Here is a 15802-nt window from a genome sequence, read left to right on the forward strand (position 1 = left end):
GCACCTACTCAAGCTTGATGCGGTCATACTTATCCCAGCGCGACATGTCGGAAAGAATCACCTGATCGCCTTCTTTCAGGCCGTCCAGCACTTGAATCTCATTGACCGAAGCGCGGCCCACCTTGACGCTGACGTGGGCTGCGCCCTTGCCGTCGGCGTCCATTTTAAAGAGGCTCAGCGTGGAATCTTCATTGCCGAGCGCAGGCCGTCCCACGTAGAGCACATCCGTCAACCGCTCCAGATCGATGGTTCCATCCACACTCAGTTGCGGAACCGCGCCCGCCGGCAAAGCGCCATCAAGCGCCACATCCACCGTGCGCGTGCCATTCACAACCGAAGGATCGATGCGCGTAACGTGGCCCTGAATGGTGCCATTGTGCGTGTCGATAGTGGCGGGCTGGCCCAGCTGAATCTCGCGCGCCTGCGTCTCGGCAATCTGCAGCGCGGCCTTCAGCTTGTCGCGCTGAATCACCTCGGCCACCGAGGTTCCAGCCGTCACGTGCTGGCCCACCTGCACAGGCGTGGCCAACGGAGCCAGCGTACCGCTGATGGAAGAACGCACTTCGAGCGCAGCCTTCTGCTTGGCATACAGATCCACCAGCGCCCGGGCCTGATCAATGCGCGTTTGCGCGCTGGCCAGTTGCACAAAAATAGCCTTCTGATTCACGTCGAGCTGCTGCTGGCTGATCTGGTGCTGGGTGGTGAGCTGGTCGGCCTTGTTTTTGGAGTTCTTGTAGGCCAAGCCCGAGATCACGCCCAGATCATAGAGCGCCTTGTCGGTCTGCGCCTGTAATTGATCCTGCGTGTAATCGCTGTGCACCTGCGCGGCCGCAGCTTTTTTGTCCATCAGCGAGCTGTTGAGCTGGGCTTCCAGGCTCTTGTAATCAGCCTCGGCCGCCTTCAGCGCCAGCCGGGCATTCAGCACCTGCTGGTCCAGCGCGGGATCGGCCAGCTCCATCAGCACCGTGTAGGGCGTAACCAGCGCACCGGGCAGCACGCAGATTTTCACCACGGTTGCCTCGGTCTCGGCCGGAATCAGTTCGATGGAGTCTTCCCGCGGCACCAGCGAGCCGGTGGACGAGCGCACCTGGCGCAACATGGGGCCGCGCTTGACCGTGTCGGGCCAGAGCGTCGAACGCTCCACCGGGGGAGCAGCCGGCTTCAACCGGGCCACTACGACGAGCAGCAGAACTACAACTGCTCCCACAATGCCAGCCGTAACAATCAGCCGGCGCATCTTTTTCTTCTTCAGGTCAGGGCGTGCAATATCCATGGCACCCTACAAAGAGCACTCGCCCTGCCAAAGTTTTTCTTTTTCTTCTTCTTTATTTTCTATAGTTTACAAATACAGAAAAAACCTTACCGCAGTCAGATCTGACCGGTTTTGAGTTTCTGTGTTCGGAATCGGACACTTTCAGTCAAACTCTGCACGGAATTCCCTATCCTGAGTAGAATGAACACAGAGGCCGCGCCATGACCGAACTAAGCCGCACCGGAATCTCGCTCGAGCAGGATTTGCTGGCTGGATTCGACAAACTGATCGCCCGCCGGGGCTACAAGAATCGCTCCGAGGCAGTACGCGATCTGATCCGCGAGGCGCTGCTCAACGATGTGGTAGACAGCAACAAGCCGGTCGTCGGCACGCTTACGCTGGTCTACGACCACCATGTGCCGAACCTCTCGCAGAAGCTCACCGAGATGCAGCACCAGAGCCACGCCACGGTTCTGGCGGCCACGCACGTCCATCTGGATCATCACTACTGCCTTGAGGTCATCATCATGAAGGGCCGCAGCCGCGAGATTCAGCAGATGGCCGACAAAATGCTCTCCATGCGCGGTGTAGAACTGGGCAAACTGGTGCTCACCGACTCCGGTACGTCGCTCAAGAAGTCGCAGGACCATGGGCACGGCCACGAGCATCCGCACGAATAGCAGAAGGCAGCTTCCAGCCTCTAGCTTCCAGCTCATTTTGCTCATCGCAGCAGCTGAGACTTTTCGCATCGCGCCGTTGCTCTAGCTTCTAGCTAATTCGACACTAAAATTTTGCGATCCAATCCGGGTGCCCTACCCTCGTCGCGTCTTTGTTTTTGCGGCTAGGGTGGGATAGCACGAAGCATTTCTTTTGTGCCGGATCTGTATGGCTAGGTTAATCGCCCGCCGAAGCTTCCACTTCCAGATCGTCCAGCTTGCTCCATTTATAAAAGGCAATCGAGAGCAGCCAGCTGGCCGCGAACAACCCTACGATAAAGTAGCCGAGCAGGCCGAAGTTTTCGTTCAGCCGCCGGACCGCGTCCCAGAAGAATCCGCCTAGGCTGAACTGATCGGCCAGCAAACCTAGAGCTTCCACGCCGCCCACCACCAGAGCCACGGCCACGGAAACGGTGGTGATGGTCAGGTTGTAGTAGAGCTTGCGAATGGGCTTGACGAAGGCCCAGCCATAGGCGCCCAGCATCAGAATATTGTCGGTGGTATCAATCAGCGACATGCCCGCCGCAAAGAGCGCCGGAAAGACCATGATCGACCAGATCGACAGCCCCTTCGAAGCCTCAGCCGCTGAAATGCCCAGCAGGCCAATCTCCGTGGCTGTGTCAAAACCAAGGCCAAAGAGCACGCCCAGCGGATACATATGCCAGCTGCGGCGGATCATGGCAAACATCGGCCGAAAGAGCCGGGCCAGCAGGCCGCGCCCGGAGAGCAGCAGGTCCAGATCCTCTTCCACATACGGCTCACCGGCACGCACCCGCACAAAGACCTTCCAGATGGAGCGCAGGATGGCCAGATTTGCGAGGGCGATGGCGAAGAGAAAGCCGGAAGAGACCAACGTGCCCACGACTCCGCCAATGGCGCGCAATGTGCCTGTGCGCTGCTCCAGCACGGCAGCCGCCAGGGCAATGGCCGCAGAGCCAATCACGACGATGGTGGAGTGGCCGAGCGAGAACAGAAAGCCCACCGCGACCGGGCGCTTACCCTCGTGCATCAGCTTGCGGGTAACGTTGTCGATGGCTGCAATATGATCGGCGTCGACCGCATGGCGCAGGCCAAAGCTGTAGGCCAAAAAGGCCGTGCCCAGCAACAGCGGAAAATGTCGGAAGGCCACAAACGCCCACAGCCACGCAGCCACATTGAAGACCAGCAACAGAGCATACATGCCCGCCACCTTGCGCTTCACATGGGTTGCGTCATCGCTGAAAAGGCTGCGCAGCATCTTCTCTGGATTCTTCCTCCGACAAAATAATCATACCATTTTGAAAATCGTATGACGATGAAAAGCCGCACCCCATCCGGGGGTGGCATGGATTTTCTGCTGCGGAGGCTTTGCGGCCTCTCCAATCGCCCATTTCTGCATATGGGACAAGATTGGTCTGATTTTGCATCGAACCCGCTCCCGCCTACATCGTATGAACAGCAGGATTCCGGCCAGCCCGGCGGCATGCCAAGAACGCAGCTTCTCATCGCGAGGCTTGCGCTACGGACCTGGCCCGAGTAGCCTTCCTGCGTAGTCTTCGGCGCTCTTTTGCGAGCGGCCAATTTACGAACCAAAGCTTGCGCCCTGTGTGGCGCCATTGATAAAGGAGAACTGAGAATGGCTTCGATTTACGATATTCCCGTCAAGAAGATTACTGGCGAAGACGCCACCCTGGCCGAGTACAAGGGCAAGGTTGTTCTGGTAGTCAACGTGGCCAGCAAGTGTGGCCTGACCTCGCAGTACGAAGGCCTGGAAAAGCTCTACGAGCAGCTCGGCAGCAAGGGTCTGGTGGTTGCCGGCTTCCCGGCCAACGACTTCAAGGAGCAGGAGCCGGGCAGCGACGCCGACATTCACACCTTCTGCACCGCCAACTTTGGCGTCAAGTTCCCCATGTACTCGAAGATTGCCGTCACCGGCCCCGAGAAGCATGAGCTTTACAAGACCCTGATCGCTGCTCAACCCAAGGCCACCAGCGTGAACGAGCCTAGCTGGCGCGAAAAACTGAAGGGCTACGGCATTGAGGGCAACCCCGAGCCTGAGCTGTTGTGGAACTTTGAAAAGTTCATCGTCAGCAAGAGTGGCGCGGTTGTGGCCCGTTTCGCCCCCGACACCACGGCCGATGCTCCGGCTCTGGTTGCGGCCCTCGAAGCCGAACTGGCCAAGTAGGTCTGAGATCAGGGTGCAGAGAACAGTTGTCTTGCCTCAGCAGCTGTATTGACTGAACCTTGATTGAATGACTTTGTAGAAAAAACCACCGTGTTCAGCGCAGAAAGAGCAACCACTCTTTCCGCGCTGAACACGGTGGTTTTTTACGTGATTGCAATGCACTGTTGCCTCGTGCGCAGTACGTACGCATTATGACGTACGCATTCTGTAGTTCGTCGTCTTCTGCATACGCCGCGTTTACAAAACAAGAAGAGCCGGACAGGATGCTCTCCTGACCGGCTCTTCTTGTGGAGCAAGGATGGCTTACTTCAGCGCTTCAGCAAAGGCAGCGTTCAGCGTGGCCAGGCCTGTGGCAATGTCGCCCGTCAGATGCACCCGCAGAGCGCGACGGCCACGGGCTTCCAACACGGCCAGATCGCCAGCAGCCTGCGCATCGATGACGATGCCAAAGCTGTACTTCTGGCCGGGAATCGCCAGGTCGGCAGCATGCGTTGCAGTAACCTGCACAAAAACGCCCTGGTTGGGGCCGCCCTTATAGTCCTGCCCGGTGGAGTGCAAGAAGCGCGGACCAAAGCCGAGGCAAGTGGCCACCTTCTTCGCATCGCGCACCTTGTGGCGGAAGGTCTGGATGGCGGCCTCGTACTCGGCGAACATGGGCAGGTAGGCAAGCGCGGCAAAGTAGTCGCCTGCCTTGATCTGGTCCACATGCGCCTTCACAATGCCCGCCAGCGTCGGCGCAGACGCGGCAGCCTGCAGCGTAGCGGCATAAGCCTCGGTAGCATACAGCTGAATGCCTGCATCCGTCAGGAAGGACGTGCTGGCAGGCAGCTTGCCGGTCTGCTCGTAGGCCGTGGTCAGGGCCCGCGTTTCGATCTTGGCCGACTCCACGTCAGGCTGGTTGAAGGGATTGATGCCCATCACCGCGCCCGCCACGGCCGTCGCCACTTCCCAGGTAAAGAACTGGCCGAAGATTTCGTACTTGTCATTCAGATCGATGCGCACCACGGGATGGCCGGCGGCTTCGAGCGCTGCCACCTTCGCATCCTGACTCGCGTCCTTCGTGCCCTTCAGGCGCACATACACAAACAGGCGATCCGAACCATAGACCGAGGGAGCAGCAATCGCTTCGCGGTCCACCGGAGTAATGCCCTTGCCCAGCTTGCCCGTCGACTCGGCAATCAGCTGCTCCAGCCATGCACCCAGGTCAAAGATCTCCGGCGAAGTGAAGACGGTCAGCTTGTCGCGGCCAGCGTTGGCGGCCAGGCCCATCAACAAGCCAAGCTTGGCGGCAGAATTCTCCGCGACCGGCAGCTTGGCAGCCTCCACGGCTTTGCCTGCCTCCGCCAAAACCTGCTTGATGCTCAGGCCAGCGGCAACGGCAAAGGTCATGCCAAAGTTCGAGAGCGCTGAAAAACGGCCGCCGATCTTCGGATCGCCGAAGAAGATGTGGCGGAAGTTGTCAGCGCGGGCCACCTGCTCCATCTTCGAGCCGGGATCAGTGATGGCGATAAAGTGCGCACCAACCTTGTCGGCACCCACGGCCTTCTTCATTTCTTCAAAAAAGTACTGCTTGAGCACGTTGGGCTCAAGCGTGGAGCCTGACTTGCTGGCCACAATCACCAGCGTAGAGGCCAGATCCACCTTGTCGCGCACGGCCTTTACCTGCACCGGATCGGTGGAATCGACGATGTGCAGTTCCGGGAAGCCCTGCTGACGGCCAAAGGTGAGCGCCAGAACCTCGGGACACAGGCTGGATCCGCCCATACCGAGCAGCACCAGATGCTTGAAGCCAGAGTTCTGTACGTCCGCAGCCAGTGCCTCAAAGGCAGGAAGACTTTCCTGCTGGCGCTCAACGATGTTGGTCCAGCCCAGCCAGTTCTCTTCACCATCGCGGGTCCAAAGCGAGGCATCCCGCTGCCAGAAGCGGTCGAGTTTGCTATTGGCTTGCCAGTCAGCAGCCGCCTGATCGAAGGCGCCGCGCAGTTCGGAAGGGAGAACAAATTGGATGCTCATATCGTTAGTCATTTTCGCCTGAATACATGGGCTACGCAAATGATAAGGCGCACAATCGAACAAAAAATGTCAATGAAAGACTGGATGCTGCCATTTTCAACAGAAATTGAACCACTGTCCGACGGATTATCCGTGCTCCAAAAGCGAAATAAATCTTCACAAAACGGACTGCTACAGGGAAACAGCCCACGCGCCCTGCTACTTGAACACAACAATATGCTTGAAGCTGTATTCGACGCCCAAAGTAAAGCCATTCGGGTTCAAATCATGCACGCCGAAGATGTGACGCCAGAATTGATACTCATAATCGGCACGCACCCACACTTGCTTGCTGGCCCGCACCTCCAGGCCGCCGCCCGGCGCCAACACATCGCGCGTGTCATGGCTATACCCGTTCGGATAGGGAGGGAAATCAATGCTTCCGATGCCAGCCAGACACTTTGCGTAAGGATGAACATTCCGGTAATGTTCCCAACTGTAGCGTGCACCGCCAAGATACGTATTCTGCTCCATCAGGGAAAATCCCTGCGGCAAGCCCCAGTGAATGCTTCGGCCCTGCAACTCAAGCGACAATCCATGCGGAACCAGACGATGGCCTGCCAGATCCCAATCGCCCCACAACGTGACGCCTGTCATTCTGCGGCCTGCGCCAAAATCCAGATTGAAGTTGGAAACACCACCACCCACCATCAGCGGCAGGCTGCCTTCATGCGCCGAGGGAGCGGACTGCCCCCTCAAAGATACTGCTGTCAGCAGACACACCAGAAGAACCCATAATCTATACATAATGCGGAACTCCTTTATACCGTAGTGCGAACCACCCGGAAAGAACTTCCCTGCCAGCTTATTTTTATCGATCGATTACCGCATGTTATTTATTGGCGAAACTTTATAGCCTTGGTGACCACTCTGTCAGGCGGCTCTCTTTGTGCACTTAATCAAGCAGGTTTCCTGCCTCTGCCTCCGCTGCCAAAAGAAAAGCACGGAGAATTTCGATTCTGGAAGCAGCCAAGTTTCTACTCTGGTTTAGGCGCAACCGCGACGGCAGTTCATTCACCGCCTTCTGCAAAATTTGCACCACTTGCGTGAATCGATCGAAGCGCGTATCGCGCCCCACCTTGGCCAGCGCACGCATGATCCCGATGGCACCCAATTGCTCCAGAATATCGGCGTCGTGCAGCAGAACCGCCGCCATCTCCTGCGGCTCGTCCCATGCCTGATGGGTACGAATCGCTTCCGCCACAGACTCCAGTTTTTCCTCTGGAAATCCCCAGTCCGCAAGCAACTGGCGGCTGCGCTCGATTGTATACGGAAGATGGTCCCACCCCTTGAGCTGCTCGGGATTCAGCGGCCTGTGTCCGAGGAAAACGCCCAGATCGTGCAGCCAGCAGGCGGCAAACAGGACATCGTCGTCATAGGAAAGACCCGCGCCCAATTGGCTGGCAAGCGCGTACAGGCGCGGCTGATGACCATACTTGTCTACCGGGCTGGCTTCCGCCCGAATGTACGCCTGCACTTGCTCACGCCAGCCGGATTTGCTCAAATCTAACTCCCTTATTGCACGGGCCACTTGGGGGTAATGCGGATCAGATCCAGTCCGCCCAGATTTTCCACCACATACTCCGGCGAGGAAGCCGGCACGGCCACAATCGCACGTGCTGGAAGATCGACAGTTTCTAATCCCTGCCCCATGATGCGTGCCGCGCCAGCAGTTGCAAAGAGGTACGACAACCCACGCTTGCGGCAGGAAAGTTGCGCGCCAGTGATGGCGCTCTCCACCGGAACCCGCTCCACACGAAAGTAGGCTTCGTCGATCAGCAACGTACGGTCTTCCAGCGGCTGCGCCGGAACCTTGCCAGCCCGCGTCAGCAACTTGGTGGCTTCGAGTGACTTCTCCACATGCAGTTCGCGGGGCCGACCGTAGTCAAACATGCGATAGGTCAGGTCGCAGTTCTGCTGCGTCTCCAGAATGATGGCACCGGGCCAGATGGCGTGCACCGTACCGGCATCCACAAAGATCATGTCGTTCTTTTTCACGCCTACGGCATTCAAGCTCTTTTCGAGCGTGCCGTCCAGGATCTGCTGCCGCACTTCGTCAAGCGTTACGCCCTGCCTAAGCCCCACGGCCAGCTTTGCTCCGGGCTCAGCCGCCAACGCAAACCAGCACTCGGTCTTGCCGCGCACCGCACCATACTTCTGCGCCATTTTGTCGTCAGGATGCACCTGTACGCTCAGCTTGTCGGCCGCAAACAGCATCTTGACGAGCAGCGGCGATGCAGCTTCCGGCGCAGCCTTGCCGAGCAGCGCCACAGCATGCTCGCTGAACAACGCATCCAGCCGCTTGCCCTTGTGCGCACCGGTAGCCACCAGACACATGTCGCCCGTCAGCCACGCCTCACCCAGCAGGGATTTTTCATCCTCGGCCACCCGGTCAAACCAGGGCCGCAGATCGCGAAAGCCCCACGGACGCACATCAAAATGAGGCTCAATACGGAAAGGCGTTATAAACTGCGCGGCAGACAATGAATCCGTAACCGACATAATGATCCCCTCAACACTTCATCTATACCGTTTGAACGAAGGATGAACAGCAGATACGGAGCAAATCCATAATTTGCCGCTCATTCCGGCTCTGGTTCCAACTCTAGCAGACCTGCGCCTCTTCTGGCAGTCCAGGAAGGGTTGTTCGTCGTTGCGGCACTCCGTTGAAACACGCAAGAAAGTGCGTCTCTGCCCATGGCGCACAAAGATCAGTTATCTTCATCCTATGCCGCACTCCATTATTTTTGACCATATGTTCCAGTTGCCGCTTCCCATCCTGGAGAAGTTGGCCCGGCCCGTCATCGTCTATCTCGCGCTCGTCTTTCTGCTGCGCATCTTTGGCAAGCGTGAGCTGGCGCAGTTGAACCCGTTTGACCTGGTAGTGCTGCTCTCGCTCTCCAACACCGTGCAGAACGCCATCATCGGTGACGATAACTCCGTAACCGGTGGACTGATTGGTGCCGTGGGCCTGCTGGGCATCAACTGGCTTCTGGTGCGTCTGCTCTTCCGCTCGCGCCGCTTTACGCGCGTGCTCGAAGGCCGCCGCACCCAGCTCATCCACAACGGCCAGTTGGACCGCAACGCCATGGAGCGCGAAGCCCTCACCCGCGAAGAGCTGATCGACGTCATTCACCGCAACGGCCTCGAACACATTGAGCAGGTACGCCGCTGCGAACTTGAGCCCAACGGCACATTCTACGTGGAAGCCATGGAACCAAGCCTCAGCGACAAGCGCCACGCCGAGCTGATCGAAATGATTGCCACACTCCGCAGCGAAGTGGCCGCGCTCAAGACGCAAACCCCGCAGCCATAGCGATTGCCTTCTCACCCATTCGCAGATCAGCTGTAGTGCTCAAGCAGCATTGCATACTTCCCCGTTGCTTAGGGTTTGCCCGGGGAAGTTCGCGTCAGTGTAGCCGCCAGCAGTGCTAGCACGATTCCATACAATGTTGCTTCAATGCGCATGGAAAGCAGTGCGCGCGCCGGGTCAAGCGGCAGCGAAAGAACCGTAGCAGAGCCGCCGTCAATCATACCGCCCTCTTTCTTGAATGCAGTACTGCCGGGCTGTCGGACGCTCCCTGTTTTTAGATCAATGCGCGTGGGCAAGGGCGCTCGATTCACAAACAGGAAGTCGTCTATCAGGTAGTCCTGCTCAATGGGCCACCACGTCTCCGGATTGCGCAGCGAGAGCACGGACGAGCCGCCATCGGCATAGGTCACCGTGACCCTGCCATGCTCCATACGGCTGGCCTGGGGATAGGTCGTGCCTGTCATCAGCAGATGCAAGGCCGCAGCGTGCCCCTGCAACGGCAGTTCGAAGCTGCGCTCGTCCTGCTGCCACCAGGAAAGAAAGCGGCAGTTCGGCTGCACAGGATCCGCAGGCGTGGCAAAGGGAATACCCATGGGCGTTTGCAGTTGACCATGAGCCATGCGAAGGCCCAGGTCGTCGATCTTCGGCTGCAGATTGAACGCAGCCCATCCGCCATAACCCTGCTCGGGAAGTGAGAGCGAGCAATAAGGCGAGCGCGGATGCGCGTAGGAGCGATTAAAAATGTCGGGAATCTTGCGGTTCAAGTGAGCGGCAAGATCAATCGTTTCTGCTGGGCCGTTTTCGTACGCAAAGAGGACGGGCGCAACCGTCTGGCGGGCATGAAAGCGAATGGGCTGCCACCATTGACATGCGCCGCGCTTGATCTGTGCGAAAACCACATGATTTCCCGGCACAGAAATCAGACCGTCGCGTAAAGCCTGCTGCGGATCGTCGATCGCCACGGTGTCGGCAGGCAGCTGTAGCTTGTCTCCGCACGCGTAGTTGCAGAACTCAGGCAAGGCGAATGCTTCTTCTTTGCCCCACTCCAATTCAATCTTCCACTCACTGGCAGGCGCGCATTGCAGTGTGATCTGCGGATGCCCGACAGCATCTTTCTCAAATACTGCGTGCCCTTGTACGCCGTTGACGAGCACGTGCGGCAACTGCGTGGAATGCGCGCGCACGCTCAGGATGAGCTTGACACTTTTTTTGAAACGCGTGCGAACCCGATAGCTCTCTTCCCCGTTCTCAATGCTCCACTGGAAGCTCAGATCGGGATGCTCAATCGATGCATGGCGCCACTCTGCGGGGAACCCCGGAGCTATGCGCAGCTCATTCACACGCAGATCGGGATGAATACCGAAGAGGCCTTCAATGAGGGCGCGACTGCTTGTGCCAATGGCGTCGCCAAAGTCGCGTTGCGCCTCCAGACGATGCACATCGAGCGCGGAAGTCATGTGGAAGTTTCCTGGCGTAAGGCCCATGAACATGCTATCCAGCAGGCATCCCTTGAAGATGCGATAGGCCTGCTCGTTGTGGCCCGCCTGCCAGAGCGCCAGGGCAAAGTGCATGTTCTCGGCTAGCAGCAGCAGGTTCAACGACCACACGTAGGGCAGCCAATCCGAGCAGGAGAGCATATACCAATCGCCCTCGGGAACACCTTGCCCGTGGACAGGTACGTGCTCCAGCGCTTGCAGCCTCTCCTCAAGCATCTGCCAAGCCTGCTTGCGCGTCACCGCCTCGGAGTCGATGGTGTGATACACAGTCCACAGCGCAGGCGAACGATAGACAGACTGCGGGCCCAGCAGATCCTTGGCCTCGCCCATGCAGCCTTGTTCCGGCAGCCAGAGCAGGCGCTGCATCGCCTCATAGATACTATTGCTCTCATCCTCATATGCAGAGGAATTCTTTCCCAACTGCCGCGCCAGATCTGCAGCCCATCGGTGCGCAATGTAGTTGTAAGCACTTGAGTGCGTCACGCCTGCACCGTTGTATTGTAAATTGTCGCTGGCCCAGATGCAGGCATAGGCCTCATACAGCGGAAGCTCGCCCTGCGGGGTGGAAAACGTTCTGCGAAACAGCCTTTGCTCCCACGCAAGATGACGTTCAAGCGCCGGCCACGCCTCGGCCGCGAAGCTCGTATCCCCAGTCCACTTCATATGCCGGAGCAGTGCATCGAAGAAGACCAGATTCATGTCGTAGTGGTTATGCGAAAGATCTCCGTTGCTGTGCAGAAGATTTTCACTACGCGCAAGGTGGGAGCCTGCATCGGGCGTGCCGACTGCAGGATTCGCACTTGTTACCGGCGAGGTATTCTGCCGGTTGATCCAGTGGCGCGCATGCATTTGAAAGCGCTCATGAGCGCCGAGCGCGTCCAGCAGATAAGGCCCGCGCCAACCTGCCAGTGCATTGCGCCACGCCACCGCACCATGCATCACGCATCCCTGCTGCTCATCCCACAATGCATTGGCGGCAATGTTCAGCGCCGCAGGAAGACAATCGATGTGTGGATCGGGAGTATGAATCGCAACAGTGGAGGCAATCGCATCCAGCTCAGCAATACGCGCCGCAAAACACTTCTGCAACGGCGCACGAGCGTCTGCGTGGGGCTCTTCCGCGTTCTTCGACTGTTGTTCAAGGCCAAAGAGAAGAGGCGTATTGGCAGCTAGCACCACGGAACCAATCAGCACTGGCAGATCAGGCTTGCTCTCGACAGCTCCGAGCAGTTGAGGCCACGACGATGCCCATTGATTTGCATCCGCAAGTGCCAGCGTGGCCGCTGCAGGAAACTCGCAAAAAATCTCCGCCGCCGGACTCGAGACGCGCACGCTGTTCTGGGCGAACGTGTACATATTGTTCCGGCACTCCATTGGTTGCACCTTGAAAAACTCGCCGACAGGCTTGTTTTCACAACCAATATCGCCACCACGCTTGCCCTTGCGCCCGCTAACGCCGCCAAAAGCCCACACCAGCTCAAGGTCCTTCGCATCCCCTTCAGCAAAAGCGCGCACCCACAGGCCGGAGCCGCTGGCTGCCGTGCAAGCCTCCAGATGAAGAACGACGTTGCCGATTAAGCGATCACTGACCTGATATCGCATGCGCCCGGCAACATAGATTGCCGTCACGCTTTCGGCATCCGCCAGACCAACCACAGCACTTTTGCGCCGCAGAGCGAATTTCAAATTGCCGCCATGCCCGGGCAGGTAGAGCGAGAACTCGGGAAGGTCTCCCGCATCCACGCGGAAAGCATTATTCGGGCCATAAAGGGGACGATTAAAAAACTCTTTTCCCTGCTGAATAACGAATGCGCCGTTGCGCGGCTCGTAGCGCATGGGACGCGCCGTTGCGCCCCGCAGGAGCGGCACGATGCTGCCATTCTGCACTTCGGGCGAGTCGGCGGCGGAGCGCGGCGTCACAACCTGCGCAAAGGCCGGTATGCGGGACAAGAAGAGCGCGGTGTCAAAAGCTACTGCAGACCCGAGAAATGCGCGACGTGAAATCATGAGCGTCTCTTTCCTGCAAAACGGGAGCTAGAGCATTTCTGGGAATGCCTGGAGCATTGCGCCATCCTGCCGTTCCACGTCCAATCAAAAATGGATCAGGCGTAAACCTTCTCACCCGGGGATCTTACTTGCCAGACAGAGCTTTGCGCTGCGAGGAAGCACGCACCAGAATCTGCGGCGTAAGAATCACGGAACGCGTGTGCGCGCTGTTCTTCGTATCGATCAGATCCAGCAGAATTTCCGCAGTCTTTTCGCCAATCGACTTACTGTTCTGGTCAATGCTGGAAAGCGGTACGCGCAGCGATTCGTCATAATAAAGATTACCGCACCCGATCACCGCAATCTCTTCTGGAATGCTCAGTCCGGCTGCGGAAATCACATTCATGGCATCAATCGCCAGGGAGTCGTTGTAGCAGAAGAGAGCATCGGGCCGCTGGGGCAAGCGAAGCAACTGCTTCATCGCCTCAGCGCCTTCCGAAAGGTGATCGGTATCGGTCTTGGCACAGGCAATCACGAGCGATTCATCGTATTCCATACCATGGCGCTCAAGCGCTTTGCGGTAGCCCTCGTAGCGGCGAATGCCCGTAATGCTGTTCTTGCCCTTCAGATGCGCAATCCGCCGGCAACCCTGCTCAATCAGGTGTTCGGTGGCCATTCGGCCAATTTCCACGTCGTCCATGCCGACAAAGTTGGCGGCAAGCCCGGGCAGCTCCTGATCGATCAACACATAAGGCATTCCGGCACGGTTGATCTGTTCAAAAATTCCCGTGGAAAGTCCGCTGGTGGCTACGGCCAGAGCATCCAGGCGGCGAGCTAACAGGTGGCGTATCTGACGCTCTTCGAGCTGCGGATCCTGCTCACTGGAGGAGAGGATGACCGAGTAGCCGGATCGGCCAACTACGGCCGAAAGTGAAGAGGCAATCTCGGCAAAAAAGGGGTGCATTAAGCCAGGAACCACCAGTCCGATCAGGTAACTGTGCCCGGTCACCAGGCTGCGTGCCAGCATGTTGGGTTGATAATCAAGCTCCTGAACCCGCTTCAGGATGCGTTCCCTGGTCTCTTTGGCTACATCCGGATGGTTGCGCAACGCCTTGGAGACAGTAATCACGGAGATGCCAAGATCCTTGGCGATGTCTTTCATGCGGACGTTCATGGATTCCATTCTATTGATTTCTCGGCTGAAAATGGAAAAGTCTAGCAAGGCGAAAATTAATCGTATGTGAATGAAATCAATACGATTCCGCCGAATCTTCTCTTTTTGTCTCACAGATATTATCGTTACCGTTCTCGGAAAGCACAAGGGATAAAATGCCTCTTTCCTACGCGACCCCAAATAATGTTTCCAGGTATGGGGCAAGAAATTTCCTCTTTGAAAAATAGCGCAGGAGAGAGACGCTGGTCACTCTCTTCCATAAATACTTATAAATAAACATTTTCACTGCTGTCCGGTTGACGACTAACTTGCTGCCTGCAACCGTCTGATGGGCCGAGGGTTGCGGACGTTTTGGGGTGGTGTCGATTTGAAAATGCCGCGATGCTGATTCCAGAGATGCTTTCTGGAGGCGGCTGTGAACGCTGGCAAGTTGCTGTTCGCGCAGTTGATGGACTTCCTTCCGTGGACTTCGTTTGCCCGCAGTGTGGCCCGTTATGGCGGCGACCGCCGGGTGCGCAACCTCAGTTGTACCGAGCAGTTCCGTGCTATGGCCTTTGCTCAGTTGACCTATCGCGAGAGCCTGCGTGACATCGAAGCCTGCCTGTGCGCACAGCCTGCCAAGCTGTATGCCATGGGATTCCGCTCTCCGGTGCGTCGTTCGACATTGGCTGAGGCCAACGAGAGCCGCGATTGGCGCATCTATGCTGAACTCGCGCAACGACTGATGGTCCAGGCCCGCAAGCTCTACGCCACGGAAGACCTCGGCATGGACCTTGATGCCGCTGCGTACGCCTTGGACTCTACAACCATCGATCTGTGCCTGACCTTGTTTCCGTGGGCGCATTTTCGCTCCACCAAGTCCGCCGTCAAGATGCATACCCTGCTCGATCTACGCGGCAACATACCCACATTTATCCGTGTCACCACGGGCGATCTGCACGACGTCAACATGCTCGACGAGATCATTCCTCAGGCTGGCGCTTACTATGTCATGGATCGTGGCTATCTCGACTACGCCCGGTTGTATCGCCTCCACTTGGCCGGAGCATTCTTTGTCACCCGCGCCAAGAACAACTTGGATGCCCGACGTATCTACTCCCAACAGGTGGACAAGCAGACCGGCATTTTGGCAGACCAGTCCATCGCCCTTAACGGGTATCACAGCCGCAAGGATTATCCTAGCCACCTGCGCCGCATTCGCTTTCATGATCCAGAGACCGGCAAGGATCTACTCTTCTTGACCAATCAGTTCACACTACCTGCCGTCACCATCTGCGCTCTCTACAAAAGCCGATGGCAAGTGGAACTGTTCTTCAAATGGATCAAGCAGCATCTGCGCATCAAGGTCTTCTTCGGCACCAGCGAAAACGCCGTCAAGACCCAAATATGGATAGCTGTCTCGGTCTACCTCCTGGTCGCCATCGTCAAGAAGAGACTCGAACTGTCCGGCTCACTCTACACTTTGCTGCAAGTGCTCTCGGTAACTCTGTTCGAGAAAATGCCCATCTCACAGGCACTTCAGCAGAAGGACTACACAAACTCACTAACTGCCGATCCCAACCAACTGATTCTGTTCGACTTTTAACCGGACAGCAGTGAAACATTTTATTAACACAGAACAGCGAACGCCTCGTTTCGCGCCTGGTCCA

13 protein-coding genes are annotated in these 15802 nt (G+C 57.5%); 4 read left to right on the forward strand and 9 right to left on the reverse strand.

Annotated elements, in window-relative coordinates:
• Positions 1-4: 4 nt before the first annotated feature.
• Entirely contained in the window at positions 5-1273 is a 1269-nt protein-coding gene (locus tag ACOBR2_RS13145) for an efflux RND transporter periplasmic adaptor subunit (protein ID WP_420236569.1), read from the reverse strand.
• A 200-nt stretch (positions 1274-1473) separates the two neighbouring features.
• On the opposite strand from ACOBR2_RS13145, the gene nikR reads away from it, so the two are divergent.
• A complete protein-coding gene (nikR, locus tag ACOBR2_RS13150; protein ID WP_420236570.1) occupies positions 1474-1932 on the forward strand; it encodes a nickel-responsive transcriptional regulator NikR in 459 nt (152 codons plus the stop codon).
• A 214-nt stretch (positions 1933-2146) separates the two neighbouring features.
• Here nikR and ACOBR2_RS13155 read toward each other — a convergent pair whose 3' ends face one another.
• Positions 2147-3205, reverse strand: coding sequence for a HoxN/HupN/NixA family nickel/cobalt transporter (locus ACOBR2_RS13155; protein WP_420236571.1), 1059 nt, complete (start codon positions 3203-3205; stop codon positions 2147-2149).
• Positions 3180-3374 carry a hypothetical protein gene (locus tag ACOBR2_RS13160; protein ID WP_420236572.1) on the reverse strand — a complete coding sequence of 65 codons (195 nt, stop codon included), beginning with the start codon at positions 3372-3374 and terminating at the stop codon, positions 3180-3182. The genes ACOBR2_RS13155 and ACOBR2_RS13160 overlap by 26 nt, the downstream gene beginning before the upstream one ends.
• A gap of 209 nt (positions 3375-3583) precedes the next feature.
• Here ACOBR2_RS13160 and ACOBR2_RS13165 point away from each other — a divergent pair, with 209 nt between their 5' ends.
• Positions 3584-4132: a glutathione peroxidase gene (locus ACOBR2_RS13165; RefSeq protein WP_420236573.1), complete on the forward strand. Its 549-nt coding sequence runs from the start codon at positions 3584-3586 to the stop codon at positions 4130-4132.
• A gap of 303 nt (positions 4133-4435) precedes the next feature.
• On the opposite strand, the gene ACOBR2_RS13170 is transcribed toward ACOBR2_RS13165, so the two are convergent.
• The 4 genes from ACOBR2_RS13170 to ACOBR2_RS13185 all read right to left on the reverse strand — a co-directional run bounded on the left by ACOBR2_RS13170 (position 4436) and on the right by ACOBR2_RS13185 (position 8686).
• Positions 4436-6145 carry a bifunctional transaldolase/phosoglucose isomerase gene (locus ACOBR2_RS13170; RefSeq protein WP_420236574.1) on the reverse strand — a complete coding sequence of 570 codons (1710 nt, stop codon included), beginning with the start codon at positions 6143-6145 and terminating at the stop codon, positions 4436-4438.
• A gap of 198 nt (positions 6146-6343) precedes the next feature.
• Positions 6344-6931 (reverse strand): outer membrane beta-barrel protein, encoded by a 588-nt coding sequence (locus ACOBR2_RS13175; RefSeq protein WP_420236575.1) that lies wholly within the window; start codon positions 6929-6931, stop codon positions 6344-6346.
• A 148-nt stretch (positions 6932-7079) separates the two neighbouring features.
• Positions 7080-7688 (reverse strand): HD domain-containing protein, encoded by a 609-nt coding sequence (locus ACOBR2_RS13180; protein ID WP_420236576.1) that lies wholly within the window; start codon positions 7686-7688, stop codon positions 7080-7082.
• 11 nt (positions 7689-7699) lie between these two features.
• Complete coding sequence (locus ACOBR2_RS13185) at positions 7700-8686, reverse strand: type I phosphomannose isomerase catalytic subunit (protein WP_420236577.1); 987 nt, start codon at positions 8684-8686, stop codon at positions 7700-7702.
• 226 nt (positions 8687-8912) lie between these two features.
• On the opposite strand from ACOBR2_RS13185, the gene ACOBR2_RS13190 reads away from it, so the two are divergent.
• Positions 8913-9500: a DUF421 domain-containing protein gene (locus ACOBR2_RS13190; protein WP_420236578.1), complete on the forward strand. Its 588-nt coding sequence runs from the start codon at positions 8913-8915 to the stop codon at positions 9498-9500.
• Between the two features lie 68 nt (positions 9501-9568).
• Here the strand turns inward: ACOBR2_RS13190 and ACOBR2_RS13195 are convergent, their stop codons facing one another.
• Both ACOBR2_RS13195 and ACOBR2_RS13200 read right to left on the reverse strand, forming a co-directional pair.
• Positions 9569-13000 carry a DUF4450 domain-containing protein gene (locus tag ACOBR2_RS13195; RefSeq protein WP_420236579.1) on the reverse strand — a complete coding sequence of 1144 codons (3432 nt, stop codon included), beginning with the start codon at positions 12998-13000 and terminating at the stop codon, positions 9569-9571.
• 124 nt (positions 13001-13124) lie between these two features.
• The gene (locus ACOBR2_RS13200; protein WP_420236580.1) at positions 13125-14153 is read right to left on the reverse strand and encodes a LacI family DNA-binding transcriptional regulator; all 1029 of its coding nucleotides are present in this window, start codon (positions 14151-14153) and stop codon (positions 13125-13127) included.
• 415 nt (positions 14154-14568) lie between these two features.
• On the opposite strand from ACOBR2_RS13200, the gene ACOBR2_RS13205 reads away from it, so the two are divergent.
• Positions 14569-15738: an IS4 family transposase gene (locus ACOBR2_RS13205; protein ID WP_420236255.1), complete on the forward strand. Its 1170-nt coding sequence runs from the start codon at positions 14569-14571 to the stop codon at positions 15736-15738.
• The last annotated feature ends 64 nt before the right edge of the window (positions 15739-15802 follow it).

This window comes from Telmatobacter bradus, from assembly GCF_048629425.1.
GTDB classification, from domain to species: Bacteria; Acidobacteriota; Terriglobia; order Terriglobales; family Acidobacteriaceae; genus Telmatobacter; species Telmatobacter bradus.